The 19750-nt window shown below is 29.1% G+C and carries 16 protein-coding genes; 8 read left to right on the forward strand and 8 right to left on the reverse strand.

The genetic code is table 11. The features are described from left to right. Window positions 1-266 precede the first annotated feature (266 nt). Window positions 267-1310 carry a COX15/CtaA family protein gene (locus tag DRF75_RS01420; RefSeq protein ID WP_129992538.1) on the forward strand — a complete coding sequence of 348 codons (1044 nt, stop codon included), beginning with the start codon at window positions 267-269 and terminating at the stop codon, window positions 1308-1310. 527 nt (window positions 1311-1837) lie between these two features. Here DRF75_RS01420 and ccmA read toward each other — a convergent pair. The 3 genes from ccmA to DRF75_RS01435 form a co-directional block, all read right to left on the reverse strand. Continuing rightward, window positions 1838-2470, reverse strand: coding sequence for a heme ABC exporter ATP-binding protein CcmA (gene ccmA, locus DRF75_RS01425; protein ID WP_129992539.1), 633 nt, complete (start codon window positions 2468-2470; stop codon window positions 1838-1840). A gap of 503 nt (window positions 2471-2973) precedes the next feature. Further along, a complete protein-coding gene (gene dcd, locus DRF75_RS01430) occupies window positions 2974-3537 on the reverse strand; it encodes a dCTP deaminase (RefSeq protein WP_045171036.1) in 564 nt (187 codons plus the stop codon). 300 nt (window positions 3538-3837) lie between these two features. After that, entirely contained in the window at window positions 3838-4653 is an 816-nt protein-coding gene (locus tag DRF75_RS01435) for an SDR family oxidoreductase (RefSeq protein WP_129992540.1), read from the reverse strand. Window positions 4654-5090: 437 nt separating this feature from the next. Between DRF75_RS01435 and DRF75_RS01440 the strand changes: the two genes are divergently transcribed. The 3 genes from DRF75_RS01440 (at window position 5091) to DRF75_RS01450 (ending at window position 9019) form a co-directional block, all read left to right on the forward strand. Then, entirely contained in the window at window positions 5091-5354 is a 264-nt protein-coding gene (locus DRF75_RS01440; protein ID WP_045171021.1) for a cold-shock protein, read from the forward strand. Window positions 5355-5490: 136 nt separating this feature from the next. Then, window positions 5491-7665, forward strand: a complete 2175-nt coding sequence (locus DRF75_RS01445) for a sensor histidine kinase NtrY-like (protein WP_240729876.1) — start codon at window positions 5491-5493, stop codon at window positions 7663-7665. Between the two features lie 175 nt (window positions 7666-7840). Beyond that, entirely contained in the window at window positions 7841-9019 is a 1179-nt protein-coding gene (locus DRF75_RS01450) for a ribonuclease D (RefSeq protein WP_045171018.1), read from the forward strand. 1178 nt (window positions 9020-10197) lie between these two features. Here DRF75_RS01450 and ligA read toward each other — a convergent pair. From ligA to radA, 5 genes are all read right to left on the reverse strand, one after another. Beyond that, window positions 10198-12231, reverse strand: a complete 2034-nt coding sequence (ligA, locus tag DRF75_RS01455) for an NAD-dependent DNA ligase LigA (protein WP_045171016.1) — start codon at window positions 12229-12231, stop codon at window positions 10198-10200. 28 nt (window positions 12232-12259) lie between these two features. Further along, on the reverse strand, window positions 12260-12592 hold the full coding sequence (grxD, locus tag DRF75_RS01460; RefSeq protein ID WP_045171015.1) for a Grx4 family monothiol glutaredoxin: 333 nt from the start codon (window positions 12590-12592) through the stop codon (window positions 12260-12262). Between the two features lie 6 nt (window positions 12593-12598). After that, complete coding sequence (locus tag DRF75_RS01465; protein WP_045171013.1) at window positions 12599-12820, reverse strand: BolA/IbaG family iron-sulfur metabolism protein; 222 nt, start codon at window positions 12818-12820, stop codon at window positions 12599-12601. 566 nt (window positions 12821-13386) lie between these two features. Further along, complete coding sequence (locus tag DRF75_RS01470; RefSeq protein ID WP_045171012.1) at window positions 13387-13884, reverse strand: DsbE family thiol:disulfide interchange protein; 498 nt, start codon at window positions 13882-13884, stop codon at window positions 13387-13389. Beyond that, window positions 13881-15233: a DNA repair protein RadA gene (radA, locus tag DRF75_RS01475; protein ID WP_129992541.1), complete on the reverse strand. Its 1353-nt coding sequence runs from the start codon at window positions 15231-15233 to the stop codon at window positions 13881-13883. Before radA ends, DRF75_RS01470 begins: the two co-directional genes overlap by 4 nt. A 461-nt stretch (window positions 15234-15694) precedes the next feature. Between radA and DRF75_RS01480 the strand changes: the two genes are divergently transcribed. The 4 genes from DRF75_RS01480 (at window position 15695) to rpsR (ending at window position 19746) form a co-directional block, all read left to right on the forward strand. After that, window positions 15695-18367, forward strand: coding sequence for a TRAP transporter fused permease subunit (locus DRF75_RS01480; protein ID WP_240729877.1), 2673 nt, complete (start codon window positions 15695-15697; stop codon window positions 18365-18367). An 8-nt stretch (window positions 18368-18375) separates the two neighbouring features. Then, window positions 18376-18978, forward strand: coding sequence for a CvpA family protein (locus DRF75_RS01485; protein WP_045171108.1), 603 nt, complete (start codon window positions 18376-18378; stop codon window positions 18976-18978). Window positions 18979-19115: 137 nt separating this feature from the next. Then, window positions 19116-19445, forward strand: a complete 330-nt coding sequence (gene rpsF, locus DRF75_RS01490) for a 30S ribosomal protein S6 (RefSeq protein WP_011304804.1) — start codon at window positions 19116-19118, stop codon at window positions 19443-19445. A gap of 13 nt (window positions 19446-19458) precedes the next feature. Then, window positions 19459-19746, forward strand: coding sequence for a 30S ribosomal protein S18 (rpsR, locus tag DRF75_RS01495; RefSeq protein ID WP_045171107.1), 288 nt, complete (start codon window positions 19459-19461; stop codon window positions 19744-19746). Window positions 19747-19750: the final 4 nt, after the last annotated feature.

Here is a 19750-nt window from a genome sequence, read left to right on the forward strand (position 1 = left end):
AAAGTGTTATATGTATTGTAGAATTCATTTTATATTCTAACATGAATTGTACTGCATAAATGTTTTACGCATTTGCATAATTCATTAAGTATGAGTTCTTATTTTTGTAAAATGTTAGAAATTATATAATGTTTAAATAAAAGTATGTTTATTGTCTTTGTTTTGTAGTGTAAATTAGATAGCAATGTATAAATATTTTTAGAATTTGTATCATCCTATAAATATAAGTTCTTGTTTGTAGTATTAAGATTATTGTAATGGTTATAATGAAAGTTGCTAATAGTACTGAACATGTATGTGTTAGTGTGAAAGTTTGGTTATGTATATGTTCTATTGGAATATTGCTAATGGTCTTTGTTGGAGGTATAACACGTCTTACTCATTCTGGTTTATCCATTACTGAATGGAATCCTGTGATTGGAATCTTCCCACCAGTTAGTGAAAAAACATGGATAGTGGAAAAGATAAAATATATGTCTACTCCAGAATTTAAATATCTGAATTTTAATATTACACTTCAAGAATTTAAGAAATTATATTTAATAGAATACTTTCATCGATTACTTGGGAGAATTGTTGGATTAATATTTTTGTTACCGTTTCTGTATTTTACATATAAGAAAAAACTCAATAAAAATTTGATAATGAATTTTATAATCATTTGTTTTCTAATACTGTTTCAGGGTGTTATGGGATGGCTTATGGTCAAGAGTGGGTTAATTGACCGTCCTCATGTAAGCCACTATAAATTAACAGCACACTTGTTATTAGCATTGTTGATTTTCTATCTTTTGTGGCAGCAATTTTTATCTACTGTTATTTTAAGTGTAACTTATAATTTAAAAGTGAATAACATATTAGTTTTTTATATAATTAGCATATTGATTGTTATTCAGATAACATTTGGGTCATTAGTGGCTGGATTAAATGCTGGTCTGTTACATAAAACTGTTCCTTTTTTAGAAGGAAGACTCATGTTAGAGGATTTATTATTCATGAAGCCATTGTGGTCTAATATTTTTGATAATCCTCTGACAGTACAGTTGATACATGAAGTAATTGCAGTTCTCATTTTGATTGTTATTTCTACAACTTTGTTAATATTAAGATTAAATTTTCTTCCATCTTATTTATTACTAGCATGTTTATTTATACAGTTAACTTTTGGTGTTTTGACATTTATATATAATGTGCCTATAGCTCTTGCATCTTTGCATCAAGTTACAGCTTTCATTTTATTTGCTATTAACACATACTTATTGCATTGTGTGAAATTGCTGAGATTACAACGTGTTAAATTTGTATCTTAAGGTACAATGGTTTTTTATATCTGATAAGTAAGTTATTTTTGTATAGTGTAAATTTTTGTACTTTTTGATTTTTCTGTCTGAATACCTGTTTTGAATTTTTTTAAAGTTTAGTCATTTGTTGAATTACTTGCTGTGTTAATGAAATGACTATCACTTAGTTAAGCTACTCTGATATTATGAATCAAATTATGCAATGTGCTATATCTATATGTTATATACTGCTGTAAGTTTAAAATTATTTTATCATAGGTATATGTTGTGTTATAAGTAATTATCTACTTAATTTTTAAAATTTATAGTTTAGAATTATGAATGTATATTCTGTGTTATTTGGTTATATATTGTTTTTGTTTAGTGATGTGAAAATGTGTTTTGATAAATATAATGTTCAAAAAGAATGATGCTAGATAGGAATTAAATGATAGGTAGTTTTATCTTTAAATTTTAAAAATGCTAAATCTGTAAGACTAGCACTCTGCGTATATTTCTGTAATATTCAAAAAAAGTATTAAATTAGTATAGATAGATTATAAGTAGTTGAATTGCTGACTTTTTAATGTGCTAAGGTCTATAACTTGGCATTCACCATATATTGTGGCTTTAGTGTGGTCAGATATTATGACAATGCTGTCCTTTTGTTTTAATCTTGTAGAAATGAGCTCTAATATTAATTCTTTTATATGGGCATCAAGATGAACAAATGGTTCATCTATAATCCATATATTAGTGTTGTATATTAATAATCTTGATAGTGCAACTCTCCTTTTCCAGCCAGATGATAAGTCCTTGTATTTTATATCTAATACTAATTGTAATTCGAAAAAACATATTGTAGCTGCTATTAACTCATTGGTATTTTTTAAATTTGCCCATAATTGCATATTTTCCAAAACAGTGAGATTATCATTGCAAAAATTTTTGTGTCCTATATATGTGAGAGATGTAAAGTATGTATCAGAATTGTGGATGTTTTGTCCATTATACTTTACACTACCGTGTGTTATAGGGATTAATCCTGCAAGTAACCTTAGTAGACTTGTTTTACCGTTACCATTGTTTCCTATAACTAATGTTAATAGATTTTGTTGTGTAGTGAAATTAAGCTTAGAAAATAAGCATTTGTTGTTCCTAATGCATGCAAGATCTGTACATTCTAGCATATTTTTATAACTTCAAACTTACACTTATACTACTAATAGTAGCTTTTTGCAAGTGGTAGCAATAAGTATTAAGATTTTAATATTATTTATCAGTGTATATAAAAGTACTAGATTGTGCCATATGTAAGTGTTCAAGATATCTTTAATGTGGGATATGATTAAAAGTATAGAACTTACTAATATGTAATCTAAGATCTGACAATGCATAGTGAAATATTTTGATAGCTAGATTGTAAAATATCTTATGGTAGTTGGAAATGTAACGTTTACTAATGTGTATGTCCAATATCTGACAGTGCATAGTGGAATGCTTTTTGTGATTGTACTGTAAGGTATTTTAGTATGGGATGTGTTGAAAGCTTACTAAATGTGTATATCTAAGGTCTGGCTTATAGTATTTCATGTTTTAAGATACCTTGTTGTAGTATATAGTTGAAGATGTAGAGTTTGTGTATCAGTGATCTGATAATGCTTGTCTTTAAGTGATTGACTAAGTGTGGTGTTTAACTATTGTTTACTATCGGTAAAGTAACATCTAACTGTTTCATATATTTACCCTTCATTTCATTATAAGATAGATTGCACTGACTATCTCCTTTTAGGAAGATAAATTGGCATGCCCCTTCAAATGCGTAAATTTTTGCTGGTAGAGGTGTAGTATTTGAAAACTCTAACGTTACGTATCCTTCCCAACCAGGTTCTAAGGGTGTGACATTGACAACGATTCCGCACCTTGCGTAAGTTGATTTTCCAACACACATTACAAGTATATCTTTTGGTATTTTGAAGTACTCAACAGTTTTTGCAAGAACAAAACTATTTGGTGGAATAATACATATATCTTCTTCTTTATCTATGAAACTTCCTAGTGGAAAATTTTTAGGATCGACTGTTACTGGATTAACATTTGTAAATATCTTAAACTTATTATCTATTCTTGCGTCATATCCGTATGATGATAATCCATATGATAAAATCCCGCTGCTCTCTTTATAATCAATAAATGGGTCAATCATTTTCTCTTGAATAGCCTTATCTTTTATCCAATGATCTGGCATGACTGACATATTTAGCCTCTCAAATAGCATCTTTTAGATAGCGAATAAAACATTTACAATTAATCACTAATTAATGCAAGTTTAAAATTGTGTATACAAATTATAACATTTTATGTAATGGCAACAAATATTTTTAATAGTTACTACTGGATAATATGTTTTTGATTGGGTATTGTATTGGACATTAATATTGTATTAAATAATACGTATAATTAATAAGTAATGTGTGAAAGTTTTATAATGGGTAATACCCTTTGTTAAAAATTAATTGTTATATAAAATAATTAAGTTTTTTATAAATCTTTATTGTTAAGTCAATGGTTTTTCAATTTTTATCAGATTTTGTAGCCCTTGTATATAACTAGGATATTGTAATGATATGTTTAATGCATTCTTTATCTTTAAGTTGCTTACCAGTTTTCTTTCAGAATAAAATCTTTTCATATTATCTGATAAATCTTCAAATAGCACTGGTTCTGGTGTTTTAATATTTAATAGTTGAGACCCATATCTAATTACGTTTGAATATGGTGCAGGTAAATCGTCAGCACAGTTGTATATACTTCCGGGATTTGGATTATTTATTGATGTAAATAAAATATTTGCTATATCTTCTACATGTATACGAGAAAACATAGTATCACTGATAATATACTTAACATTGTTTTGAATAAGGTTACATAGTACGTTTCTGGTTGGACCATATATACCTGAAAGTCTGAAAATGTGTGATGGAAGATTGGAGTTGTACCATATTTTTTCTTGTTTTAAACGATTGATACCGCTGGAAGTCAATGGATTTGTTGAAGATGTTTCATCTACCCAATTGCCATTGTGATTACCATATACATTTGTTGCGGATAAATATCCTAACCATTTGATTTTTTTTAAGTATTTATAATACTTTTGTAGTACGTTGTCTCCCTCTGGTGGAATTGATATTAGTACATGTGTAACATCAGAGAATATAGATTCTGGTAATGGGAAATTGTAATTTAACAAATTTACCTTTTCATTGTGTGATATTTTGTTAAATGATGTTCCACTGATTTTCCATTTTAAGGGTAGTAGTTTTTGTGCGAGAAACTTGGCTGTGTATCCATATCCGAAACAAAATAAGTGCATAGTTTAAAGTGAATATGAAATATTTACTATTATAATAAATTTTAACGAAAATCAATTCAATTGTACATTGCGTGATTTGTAATGTGATTGACTGAATGTGGTACTCCACTAATGTTAAGACATTACCATACTATAGTGAAATGTCAGCCAGTATTAATTAATTTATAGTGTAATAAAAGGATTGGCATTTTCTGGGAAATTTAGTAGTGATATTGTAATTGTGTGAGTTGTAGAGATGAGTTTTATTAATGTTACTACTAATAAAAATTATAAATGTATGAATAACATAGTATAGAAATTAATATTTTACTTGCAAAAAATATATTAACCTTTACCCTTAGTCTAACATGGTATTGTATGTTTTAGTACATGTTATTGTCTTAGTATGTTCTTAGCAGTATAGTCTATGCGTTTATTTTATTTTTTAAGGATTTTTAATGTCTCAACGGTTAGTGGATGATTCAACTTACACTGGATATGTAAAGTGGTTTAGTTCAGAGAAAGGTTATGGTTTTATTTGTAAAGATCAAGGTGATAGGGTAAAAAATATTGGTCAAGATATTAAGGATATTTTTGTTCATATTACTGCATTGCAAAGAAGCAAAATTGATGGTTTAAGAGAAGGCCAAAAAGTTAAGTATCAACTTGATAAAAATAATGGAAAGTTTTCAGCTGTTAATCTTGAGGTGTTAGAAAGCTAAATCATGTAATACGCTATAAATGTTTTTTATGTATTTATTATGTTTAAGGGGTTTGTAGCGTTTTCTTATAATACCCTCTGTATTAGGTATGTTATAGTGTGTTGTCAAACCTAAGAGCTGGTTTTTGTTTACATTTGTGTCAGTAGTTTGTTCAGCATGTAATATACTAATGAAAAACTGGTTTATAAAGTTATATAACAATATAATTAAATTTAAGTTTTTTAGAATTATTGCTTCATTTTTAGCAATATCTATTTTTTTATTTTCAATTATAACCTATTGTGTTGTTTTTCATCATGATGATCCACTTGGCCCTGATCATAGTAAGGCTATCAAGTTAGTATTTTTTGATTTGCTATTATTTATGTTATTGATTACTAGTGTATCCCACAGGTTAATCAATATATGGATACAAAGAAAAAGAGGACGCTTAGGTTCTCATTTGCAAACAAAGATTGTTCTAATGTTTTCAGTGGTAGCTGTTATACCAACAATTATTATTTCAGGTTTTTCTACCTTATTTTTTAATTATAGTATTCAAGCTTGGTTTAATAAGAGAGTTGAAGCTGTTATGCATGAATCTATTCAAGTAGCTGAAGCGTATTTGAAAGAACATAAAAGGAATATTCGTTCAGATGTTTTAGCTATTTCACATTATATAGCTGGTCATAAGGTAATTTTGAATTACGATAAAGTAGCGTTACAGAATATTGTGCAAGCTAAAGCAGATTTACTAGGATTAGCTGAGGTATTGATTTTTCAGCCGGGTAGAGTGATAGCAAATAGTAAGTTTAGTTTTACATCAAGTTTTGACATGATTCCATGGTATGATTTAGATAAAATAGATAATGGTAAGATTGTTATTGTTATTAAAGAGGATATGATACGTGCCTTCCTTTTGCTTGATGGATTTTCATCTACTTATGTTATGGTAGGACGTTTTATTGATAGAAAAGTCACTTCACATTTATCTGCAACAAAAGGAGCAGTGAAGTCATATAGAGATCTACAATCGCAAATATCATCACTGCAAATACAATTTTCTATGATATTTATTTTAATATCATTGTTGTTATTGTTTACTGCTATTTGGTATGGCATTAACTTTTCTGGTGATATAGTTCGTCCACTGTTAGACTTATTCTATGCTACAAGAAAAGTTCAAAAAGGTGATTTATCTTTTAAGATAGAAGAGGGTAAAGTTGGTGAGGAAATGTCCACACTTGCACGTGCATTCAATCAAATGGTATCGCAGCTTAATAGCCAGCGTTCACAATTGATAAAGCTTTATCAAGATATGAATGAGAGAAGGGAGTTTATAGAAGCTGTTTTATCTGGTGTTTCTTCTGGGATAATAGCAGTTAATTGTGCTGGTATAATTACTTTGATGAATGAGAAAGCAAGGGAATTATTAGCTCCAGATGACATCTTACACGGGGAGCTTGATGATATATTTCCTGAAATGTCTGACTTGATTAAAAGTTCTAAAATGAAAGATGAGATTGCTGTTGTAAGAAATAAGAAGTCGTTTACTTTATCTGTAAGAATAAAAATATTTGGTAGTATTAGTAAAGGTTATATTATTACATTTGATGATATTTCAAGTTTAGTTGATGCTCAAAGGTCAGCTGCATGGTCTGATGTTGCAAGAAGAATAGCCCATGAAATAAATAATCCCATTACTCCAATATATCTTGCTGCTGAAAGGTTAAGTAGTAAATATCAAAATGAGATTGTTTCTGATAAGGAAAGTTTTATAAGGTATATTGAAACGATAATTCGTCATGTGACAAGCATTAGGTGTATTGTTGATGAATTTGCTAAATTTGCAAAAATGTCTGATCCAGTATTAATTAGACATGATATTTGTAGTGTAGTAAAAGAGTTAGCATTTTCTGGACAGTTTAGTCGTTGTGTTGTAAATTATGAATTGAATATACCAAATCAACCGATTTTTGTTGTATTAGATAAAAGTCAGATTAATCATGTTTTTATTAATTTATTTAAAAATGCATGTGAATCAATTGATATGAAGTCTGATGTACAGGGTCTAATAACAATTAGTGTAATTGATGGTGAAAATTATGTTGAGGTGCAAATTCAGGATAATGGGATCGGATTCCCAGAGGAGCTTATAGAAAAACTTACAGAACCTTATGTTACAACTCGTGTTCAAGGGACAGGACTAGGTCTGTCTATAGTAAAGAAAATACTGGATGAGCATAATGCAACAATAGGTTTCTATAATATTAAAGATGGTGGAGTGGTTAAGTTAACATTTGTAAAATGTAACGATCATAGAGATAATTGATAAGTGAAATGAGATTGTTTGATTATCATTAGGAATAAAATCAATATTAGTGTTAACAGTCAAATCGTCTTTGGAGTATCTAATATAGAGATTATGCTATATTGATAGCTTTTAGTGAACGTGATATTTCTGTACTGCGGGTTAAAATTTAGATTATGGAGCAAGATAAAAGTGTATGTTGATTGATAGTGTGAAAAATTTAGAACATATGTGTAATAATCTACTTATGTTGCAACCTAAGTTTATTGCAATTGATACTGAATTTGTGAGAAATAGTAATGAATATTATCCTAGGTTGTGTTTAGTGCAGGTTGCATATGGTAAGGAACAGTTTGTTATTGATGTATTAGCAAGTGATATGGATTTGTCACCTTTAAGCTCTATCTTGTATAATAAAAATATAGTGAAAGTTTTTCATGATTGTAAACAAGATATAGATGCATTGTTAACAAAATTTCCAAAAATTCCTAATCCGATATTTGATACTCAAATTGCTGCTATGTTTTGTTATTGTTATGAAAATGCTGTTGGATATTCTAAATTAGTAGAGCAATTTTTGGGAATTTCACTAGATAAGTTAAGCTTAAAAAGATCTAATTGGATGCTGCGTCCATTATCTCCTGATAAAATTCAATATGCATTGAATGATGTTATATATTTGCATGAACTTTATCAAATATTATATGACAATTTAGTAGATGCTGGAAAGTTATCATGGTTCTTAGAGGAGATGGATAATATAGTGTTACAAGAACTTAACTATAGTGATGTTTGTGATATTCCTGATCTTTCTTCTGATATTACAAGAGAAGAAATTATTGTTGTGAAATCTGTAATTGAATGGAGGGAAAAATTAGCTCAGTTTTTTAATCTTAACCGTGAATTAATATTGAGAAATAAGGTGATACTGTCTTTAATTAAGGATTTTATTAGAAGGAGTGATATTAGTACTTTAAGTAAGTACATAAAGAAAGAGTATTTGACACATAGTATAGTAGGTGATCTTTTGGAAATTATTAATAACAACCAATCTGTTAATGTTGATGAGTTATATAATATAGATACTAATTATAATCAATCTGTTTTAAATATACTGCTTATATTATTATACAACTTATGTTATAAAAATAACATCTCACAGAAACTAGTTACTTCTAAAGGTAACTTAATTAAATTACTTAGTGGTAAATTTAGTTATGTAATGAAGGGTTGGAGGTATGAATTTTTCGGATGTGAGATAGAAAAATTTATGCAAGGGAAATCCAAGATTATAGTTTCAGCACAAGTCTTAGATAATAATTTTATAGATATAATGACTACTTTAGCAGATATGCAATCTGATATTGCTAATTAAGAATAAATGGCTTCTAAAATATTATATCATTAGTATAATGACTTTTCTTTCATATTAATCAATGTTTACAAAGCCTTAAGTCAATATAGGGTAATATTGTTAAGAATAGATAGTTTTAAGTGCGAGATAATCTCACTCTTTTGGATAAGTGCAAGCTTAATATTGTTAATGAGTAATAATAGTTTTTTTTAGTATTGTACTGTTAGTGTTTATAAGTCCTGTGGTTGATATGGATTGGTTCTATTAAGAGTAGTAATTTTAAAGCATATTCTTAATTTGTTAATAAAAATTTAAAGATTTTTGATACATTAGATGATAGTATATTATAGCTATCTTTACCGCAGTGTGATTATTATTAGTAAGTGTGTTTTTCTATTATATAAATCTTTATTGAAATTTATAGATTAAAATAATTGCATTTAAAGCACAGTATTATGAGTCTGAATGTAGTATTGAGTATAATTTATATTAAAGTGATGGTTGTGATAATTTGTAATAGTGTCTTCATGAAATTGGTGGCATAAGTTTATTGTATTCAAATATTGGATATTTATTTTTTTACTTATAGTGAGATGAATACTAATTGTAGCTAATGATATATCTTTTGTAGAACTTAGCTATGGTGTTTTTATTGCGAATTGTTGTCTGTAAGTTTTTTACATAATAACAATAGTGAATTGATTGTTCATGTGAATGTAGTGTTACTGTTGTAAAGATAAGCATTTATTTTAGTAATACAAGTTTCGTAAAATTCTTTATGTTGTTGGGTTGTGTAATGTGTTATAAATAAAACTTTTCTTTTCCATATTGGATATTGTGTTTTATATAAGTATTAAGCTAAATATTTATAGACAAGAATGTGTCGTGTTAATGCCGTATTTTATTTGTAGAACTTAGCTATGGTGTTTTTATTGTAAATTGTTGTGTGTAAGTTTTTTACATAATAACAATAGTGAATTGATTGTTCATGTGGAATATAGTGTTACTATTGCCGAAGATAAGCATTTGTTTTTATAGTACTAATTCTACTAAGCTTGTTATTTAGTAGTGGCTGGTTTTTGATACTAGATTATTAATATAATTTTCTTATACATGCTGAGTGTCTATTTTGTTATGAGTATAAAACACGAAAATTTATAGCATGTTATTTAGAGTTTGCTTATTTTCAGATATTACTACTAATTTTCATCGGTATTTGGTTCAATGTACTGTAACCATAAATCTTCAGTTAAAATCTGTATATTTAAGGATTGTGCTTTTTTATGTTTTGATCCTGGATTGTTCCCTACAATTAAAAAATCTGTGTTTTTTGATAGTGATGAGGAAACTTTTGCTCCTGCAGTTTCTGATTTTGTTTTTGCTTCATGTCTTGACATACTTGATAATTCACCAGTAAAAACTATGGTTTTCCCATGTAAAAGTGATAAATGGGAAGTAGGTTTTACGTCTGTTATTGTTATATGTTTTACTAAATTATTTATTGTGTCTAAATTGTGTTGCTCTGTGAAAAACATTTTGAGAGAATGTATGGTTTTGTAGCCTATTTGTTGTATGTTGAGCAGATAATTTTCATCTTGAGCTAATCTTAACATTTCATGATACCATTTTTCATATGATAGAAAATAGTTGGCTAGTGTTTTTGCTATATATTTTCCTACAAATCTTATGCCTAATGCAAAAATGAAATTCTCTAAGCTGATAGTTTTACTATTATTAATTGCGGAAAGTAAATTATGTATAGATTTTTCTCCCCACCCATGTAGTGACTCTAATTTTAAATCACTATTGCGTATTTTCTCTTCTAGTGTGAATATATCAGCAATATTTGTTATTAAACCTTGTTCATAAAAAAACAAAAGCTGTTTTTTTCCAAATCCAATGATGTTAAAAGCATCTTTTGATACAAAATGCTTAATTTTCTCCAAAATTTGGTTTTTACAGAATAATTCTCCTGTACAATATATTGATACTTCTTGCTCTGCCTGAAATAAATTGCTACCACATGATGGGCATGTTGTTGGAAAAATGAATTTTGTTAATTCCTGAGCTCTGAGATTTTTATCTACATCAACTACTTGAGGTATGACATCTCCTGCTCTTTTGACAATTACGTAATCACCTTCACGTATATCTTTGCGTTCTATTTCACTTTTGTTATGTAAGCTTGCTCTTGTTACTATTACACCACCTATGTTAATTGGAGCAAGTTCTGCTATTGGTGTTAATACTCCGGTTCTACCAATTTGTATAGAAATTTTATTTACTAAGGTCTTGGCTTCTGCAGCAGGAAATTTGTAAGCTATTGCCCATCTTGGAGATTTATTGGTTGCGCCAAGGATGTGTTGTGATTTTATATCGTTGACTTTATATATTATGCCGTCAATGTCATAAGTGATGTTGCTTCTATTGTTGTAAAGTTGATTGTAAAAATTAAGAGCGTCTTCAATATTGTTTGTAGTGATAGTATGTTCATTGATACAAAATCCCCAAGTTTTTAATTGATTCAATATTTCTTCTTGTGTTAGACATTTAGTATTAACTATTGTGTACATAAAATATTTTAACTTACGTTGAGTGGTAATATTGATATCTAATTGTCTGATGGATCCTGCAGCAGCATTACGCGGGTTTGCAAAATTGTTTCCATCTTTATTGAGTTGTATAAAATCACTACGATCTATGTATATTTCACCTCTGACTTCTAAAGAATCTGGTGCATTTTGGATAGTATGTGGTAGATTTTTTATAGTCTTTACATTGTTTGTAATATTTTCACCGAAGTACCCGTTGCCCCTTGTGGATGCTTGAAAAATTTTTCCTTTTTTATATATCACAGAAAATGATAATCCATCAATTTTTAATTCACAAGATATAGGTATAGATTGACTATTGTCCATGTTTAGTAGCTTTTTAGTTCTTGTGATGAATTTCTCTATATCTTGCTCATTAAAAGCATTATCTAGGGAAAGCATTTTCTCTGCATGTTTTACCTTGGCAAACTTTGCATCTGGAGCACTACCTACATTGTCTTGGTAATTATTACTTAAGGCAAGTGCTGGAAATGATTCAAGTATTAAGTTTCTTTTGTGACATAATACATCATACTCAGCATCGCTGATTTCTGGATTATCCTGTGTATAGTAAAGAAAGTCATGATGCTGTATTTGACTGTTTAGTTTATCTAATTCTAACTTAGCTTCTTCTTGCTTCATAATTAGTTTCAATAAAAAGTATTTTGTATTATTGAGTTAAAATTAAATTGTTTTTACTGAGCAATTCCTGAAGCTCGCCACTGTGGTACATTTCTTTAACTATATCGCACCCACCAATAAATTCACCTTTAACGTATAATTGTGGTATAGTGGGCCAGTTTGTGAATTCTTTAATGGCCTCACGTAATTCTAAATCTTCTAATACGTTGATGCTCTTAAAGTTTACATTCATTTTTTTTAAAATACTAACTACTACACTAGAAAACCCGCACTGTGGGAAATCAGCGTCTCCTTTCATGTATAAAACTATATCATTATTTTCTATATCATGTTTTATTTTATCCATTATATCGTTTTTCATAGTATATTACTTACACCCTGTTTGTATTTGTATTGCATGTATGTTTAATCCATCTAGCACTTTGTATATCATTCTATGTTGCTCTAGTTTTGATTTACCTTGAAACTGATTTGAGATTACTTTGATTGAATAGTGATTATTATCATTTACAAGACTGGTAATAGTTACTTCAGCTTCTGGAAAAGCATCTTTTATTAGAATTTCCAGTTGGGATTGTGTGATAGTCATTTTTAACAAATTATAAATTGATATAGTACTAACTCAATATAGCATGCTTTAATATGTAGGTAAATAGTTAAAGCTATTAGAAATATATCATTTAAGTATGTTTATGTTGAATGTAACAAACATTTGAAAATACAATGTTGTAGATATATTGCTATTAGAATTAAGGTAGACAAAAAGTATGTTTTATAGTTATTGAAAAGATATGTTGTTATGATCAAGTTTAGCTGTAACGTTATTTATTATATAAGGTATATTTCAATATAATACTGAGGAAATGTGTTGAAACTTGTTATATAAATCAATAATTACATATTTAATGATAAACTTTAATATTTGATTTTCTGATATATCTTTAATATATTGCCATGTATTTGTAATAGCATTTTTCCATTCTTAGAGAAACAGAAGTTTTATGTACCTGTACACTTAATGTGCTATCTAATGACTGACATAATATATGTAATGATGTTGTGTTATCTAATTATATTGATTTAGTTGTTTTGATTTTAGTGATAATATCACAGTAGAGAATATCAAGGTATACTTTTACAGTGATTATAGTATTTCTATTGTATGAGTTTTAATATTTGGTTTTCTAATATATCTTTAGATATATTGCCATGTATTTGTAATAGCATTTTCCCATTTTTATCAAAAACAAAAGTTTCAGGTACTGCTGTTACTCCTAATATACTTCCAACCTTACCAGAGTAATCTTTAGCTATTTTAGTATATGGGTCACCGTGTTTTTTCAGCCATTCCTTTACTTTATATTCTGTATCAAGATAGTTTATGCCATATATTTTTATTGTTTTTTTCTTAGCAACTTCTACCCATAATTTGTGTTCTTCTTGGCATGTTGTACACCAGGAAGCAAATACGTTTAGTATATATGGATGTCCGATCAAATCATTTGTGTCAAATACTTGATCTTCTGTAAAGAGTATAGGTAATACTATTCTGGCTGTATTATTGGGTACAGTGTTTTTATTCAATAGCACTTTTGTAAATATTGCAACGAATGTTAAAAAACATACTAATAAAGCTGTAGCGATGATTTTCATAGTTCAATAAGATATTTTTTTAACATTTTTATATGACCTATTTCTACCGTATTAATATCAGTAAAAACATGTTTATTATTAAGTGGAATAATAGCTTTTGTAAAGCCTAGTTTATGAGCTTCTTTTAATCGTGAATCAATACTTGATACGTTCCTGACTTCTCCCGATAATGCTATTTCCCCTAGTATTATTGTTGATGCTGGAATTGCTACGTTAATAAAACTTGATATTAAAGATGCTGCAATAGCTAAATCTGCTGCTGGTTCACATATTTTTAATCCACCAGCAATGTTAAGATAGACTTCTTTATCACCTAGAAATATATTGCATTTTGCAGTTAATACCGCAATGATCATTGCCAATCTATTGACATCCCACCCGACTACTGCTCTTCTTGGTGTGACCATGTTTGTATTTGCAATTAGTGATTGTATTTCCATTAATATGGGTCTTGATCCTTCAATGCCAGCAAAAACTGCGCTACCAACTATGTTATTATTTTGTGATTTAGCTAAAAAAAGAGATGAAGGATTTTTTACAGGTATTAATCCTTTATCAGACATTTCAAATACACCTATTTCATTAGTAGGTCCAAACCTATTTTTTACTGTGCGCAGAATTCGTAGTTGACTATTATTTTCTCCTTCAAAATATAGTACTGTATCTACCATGTGTTCTAGGGTTTTTGGACCAGCTATTTGGCCATCTTTTGTTATTTGTCCTAAGATAAATAGTATTATATTGTGCTGTTTTGTGAATGTGATTAACTCGTGGGTACACATACGTATTTGTACTACTGTTCCTGGTGATGATGATATCCTACTATCGTATATAGTTTGGATTGAATCAATTACAACACATTTGAAATCTTTGTTTTTTTTGAGTGAAAAGATAATATCTGATAGTGATGAGGTGGCTAATAATTGAATGTTTGATTGAGTGATTTGTAGGCGATCTGCTCTTATTTTTATTTGATTTATGGATTCTTCTCCTGATACATAAAGGCATGTAGAGAAATTTTTATCTAAAATTGATGTTAATTGGAGTAGTAGTGTTGATTTTCCTACTCCAGGTTCTCCTCCTACGAGTGTACTACTTCCTAAGACTATTCCACCTCCAAATACTCTGTCTAATTCACTGATTTTGGTGATGAAACGTGGGGATATTTCTGCATTTTTATCGGATAATGAGCTTAGCTTTATTTCAGGGTTATGTTGTGTATTTATTAAGTGTTCTGTAGCTGTTTCGCCAGTAATGCTATCCCAACTGCCACATGCGTTGCATTTGCCAGTCCACCTATGTGTTTGATTTCCGCAAACTTGGCAGATGTAGAGAACTTTTGTAGACATATCTGTAAATTATGAATTATGCTATATTAGTGTTAATTCTAGCAAATAAAAGATATCTTAGCTACTTGAAGCTTTTTGGTATGCTTGTGTTTTATTCTTGTTGTAGGATATATAGGAAAATTTGAATTCTGTTAAAAAATAATATATTATTAGTAAATATTTTATTAAAGTTGTTCTTCATATATTTGAATGTGAAAATAAAAGATATAAGTTTAATAATGATAAGCTGTAGTGGCTTGAATAGTGTTGTATACTTTTGAAATGTAATTAGTATATGTCAACAATATAAAAATTTTTAATATTAAATATGTATCTCTTAATAAGAATTTTTAATTTGCATTGATTGAAATATTCGTATTATTTTGTTTTATTAAGTATATTTTAGGAAAATACCTATATTACTTTAGGGTCATATTTTATTGACGTGAAAAGTATGTAATGTTATTAACTAATAAAGTGTCATGAAAGGGATTAATTATATAATGAAAAAGGAAGCAGAGCATATACAACACTTAATAGACAGGGAATTAGCTTCCTCTAGGCCAATTAATGATGATAATAAAATTACAAGTTATACAATAAGTTTTATAGCGTTTTTGTGGGCTTGTTTCCAGTTATTCATAGCATCTCCATTGCCATTTTGGTTGGTTGATCATGGTTTAGAATGGGCAATATTTCCTGATGTAAAATCCCGAGCTATTCATTTGGCATTTTCATTTTCATTGTTGTTTTTGTTTTTACCTATATCTAAAAATTTTAATAAAACCTTGAGGACCTTAGATTGGGTTTCTGCGATACTATCTTGTATGTCGGTATTATATATTGTTGTATTTTATGAAGATTTATCTTTTAGGATAGCAATGCCTAATAATCTTGATTTAATCATGGCATTCTTAGGGCTTTTATTTCTGTTAGAAGGGGCAAGAAGGGCTATTGGCGCTCCCATAGCTATTATTGCTTTAATGTTTCTAATATATGCTTATTTTGGAAAGAGCATGCCGGATATTATTGCTCATAAAGGTCATAATTTTTCTGCTATTGCATCTCATGCATGGTTATCTTCAGAAGGGGTGTTTGGTGTAGCACTTGCTGTATCTTCTAATTTTGTATTTTTATATGTTTTATTTGGCGCGTTTTTAGATAAAGCAGGAGCTGGGAATTTCTTTATTAAACTTTCATTCGCTTTACTTGGTAGATTTGTTGGTGGGCCAGCTAAGGCTGCTGTTATTGCTTCTGGTTTCATGGGTATGATGTCTGGTTCATCAGTTGCTAATACTATAACTATAGGGTCTTTTACAATCCCATTAATGAAAAAAATGGGACTTAGTGCTGAAAAAGCTGCTGCTATAGAAGTATCAGCTGGTGTTAATGGGCAAATTATGCCTCCAGTTATGGGTGCAGCAGCATTTTTAATGTCTGAATTCTTGTCTATTCCTTATGCTACTATTGTAAAGTATGCTTTTGTACCTGCGGTCATGGTATATGTTACTTTGCTTTATATTGTGCATTTGGAAGCGTGTAAGCTAGATATGCGTCCTGTTATTGATATTACTAAAGCTAGATCCATTTATTTTAGCATTTTAAGATTTTTTATATCTGTGACATGTTTGGTTATATTTTCATCTGTAATTTATGTATTAATAGAAGGGATTAGCATATATGGGCTTTATATACCAGGGATTAAAGCTATATTTCTAGATAAAAGTATATATTGTATATCGTTAATTTTAATTTCTGTGTATATTGGTGTATTATTTTATCAGTTCAAAGGTGAGAAAAAAAGAACAGTAGGGCATGATGATGCAGGGGAAAATAAATGTCCAAGATTATCAGAGACTTTTAAGTATGGGATCCATTATTTTATTCCAATTTTCATTTTAGTATGGTGTTTAATTGTTGAAAAATTATCTTCCGCATTGTCTTGTTTTTGGACAAATTTATTCTTGATTTTTATGTTGCTTTCTAAAGATACAATATATGCTTTATTTGATAAACGGATAATGAATTTATGTTCTGTATTCTGTGAAAGTATGAAGCAAGTATATGAGGCTATGGTTGTTGCTTCTAAAAATATGATTGCTATTGCGGTGGCAACTGGTGCTGCAGGTATAATAGTAGGTGCAGTATCATTGACTGGATTTGGTTTATCAATTAGTGGGTTACTTGATTCGATAGCTCATGGTAGTTTGTTTTTTACTTTATTAGTAACAGCAGTGATATGTGTAGTGTTGGGTATGGGTATGCCTGCAACAGGATGTTATATAATTGTATCAACTCTTATGGCTCCGATTTTAACTTCTGTTATACATAAAAGTGGTTTTTATGTTCCACAAATAGCTATTCATTTGTTTGTATTTTATTTTGGCATTATGGCAGATGTAACTCCTCCTGTGGGGATAGCATCTTATGCTGCTGCTGCTATTGCAAAAGCCAATGCATTTAAAACTGGAGTGCAGTCTTTCTTATATAATGTCAGAACTATGATTGTTCCATTTTTATTTATATTTAATACTGAGCTTATTCTATATGATATTACCAATATATGGTATAACATCTTTATAATTTTTGTTTCATTGGTTGGTATATTAAGTATTTCTGCTGCAATGCAGGGATATTTTATTAGAAAAAATAAGTTATATGAGTCTATTATGCTTTTGATGTTGGGTGTAATACTAATTATGCCTAATTATATTACTAAATTGTTTGTTTCGCCTTACGATATTATACCATTTTCTAAGTTACATGACAGATTTGTAGTTCTTAAAGATAGTGCTATGAAATTTACTGTGGAAAGTAGAAAACAGTCTGATGGTATAAGGAAGGAAGTAATAGTTCCATTAAAAGATAAGATACAGGGAGTTGAATTTCAAGGCACATTGTTTGATTTGTTAGATAAAAATATTGGGATTGCTGTTAATCCGGATGGAGCATCTAATGACCGTTTGGAAATTAAAGATATAGCAAGTTGGAGTTACATAGAGCCATCTGATATGGATGAAAGCTATTGCATTGTGGAGTTGGCATTGTCATTAAAGAAATATTATCATGTTACTTATGTTTATTTAATAGCTATCATACTGTTGATTTTAATAATCTTTTTGCAGACTAGAAAAAGTGGTTTAGTAAAGCGGTAATAGAATTTATGCTAGATGTAGCAGTTATTGGAATTATATCATTATCAGTAGTAATTGGTGTTTTTAGAGGGTTTATCAAAGAAATATTTGGGTTGTGTGGTATTTGTATATCAGTATTATTGACTATTAAATATCATGGTTATTTTGCTAATTTGTATAGTCAGTATGTTGTTTCTGATATTATATCAGAGATTTTGTCTACAATTACTGTCTTTATTTTGATAATTGTTGCTATGATGATTATAAATGGATGGATTATGCATCTTCTGTCTTCAGTAAGATGTACTATAATTGATAGATTTGGTGGATTGCTTATAGGGTTTATTAAGGGGATAGTGTTTTCATATTTCTTGTTTTTTATTATAGAAACTTCTTGTTATGCATTGTCAGTTCCTAAGGAAGGTGAGGAAGAAGAGGAAGTTTTGCCTTCTTGGTTTGTAAATTCTTATTATTACAATGTATTTTATGTATTTAATACTTACGTAGATGATATTATACCTGAAACTACTCATGAGAAGATTCATGAAGTAGAGTCTGTGGTGCAAGATATCATTGAGAAGAAGCATACTGCTAATAACATTAAAAAGAAAAAATTGAAGCACAAAGAATAATTGGGACAGAAAAATTTAATATTCTTTAGATTACACGGTAATCAAATAATAAAAACATCCAATTAGCGAAATAATTAACTTGATTATAATGTAATATTTTATATAATGGCGTAGTTGGTTTTTGTTAAGGAGAAGGCGTGCCTTTATATGAATTTACTTTTATAGCACAACAAGGGTTAACTCAGTATGAGTTGGAAGGCTTGGTTAAGGGTTTGTCGTCCTTATTAACAAAAAATGGTGCTGAACTTCTTAAGTATGAGTATTGGGGGCTTTTGGATTTTGCTTATACCATAGATAAGATGAACAAAGGGCATTATTGTATGATATATATCAAAGCAACTCCTAGTAGCATGGATGAGTTTAAGCGTAAGGTTAGGTTAAACGAAGATGTCTTACGTTTTCTATGTCTTAAGAAAGATAAGTTGCCAAAAGGTGATTCTTTGATGATACAAGCAAATCAAGTATAGTTGGATATTTATTATGTTAAAGAAAAATAAGAAAGTAAATTCTAATAATTCTAGTGCTACTGCTTATTCCCCTTTGGCTTACCTGAAAAGGCCATATTTTAAGAGGTCTAAAGCTTGCCCATTAGAACAATGTCCAAATGAAGATATAGATTATAAAAATAAAGCTCTATTATCTAAATTTACTTCAGAATATGGGCGTATATTACCTAGTAGAATTACTTCTGTTTCATCTAGAAAGCAAAGGTTATTGTCTACTGCTGTAAAAAGGGCTCGTTATTTAGCTTTGTTGCCTTATTGTTGATATT

This window comes from Ehrlichia minasensis (genome assembly GCF_004181775.1).
Lineage (GTDB): Bacteria > Pseudomonadota > Alphaproteobacteria > Rickettsiales > Anaplasmataceae > Ehrlichia > Ehrlichia minasensis.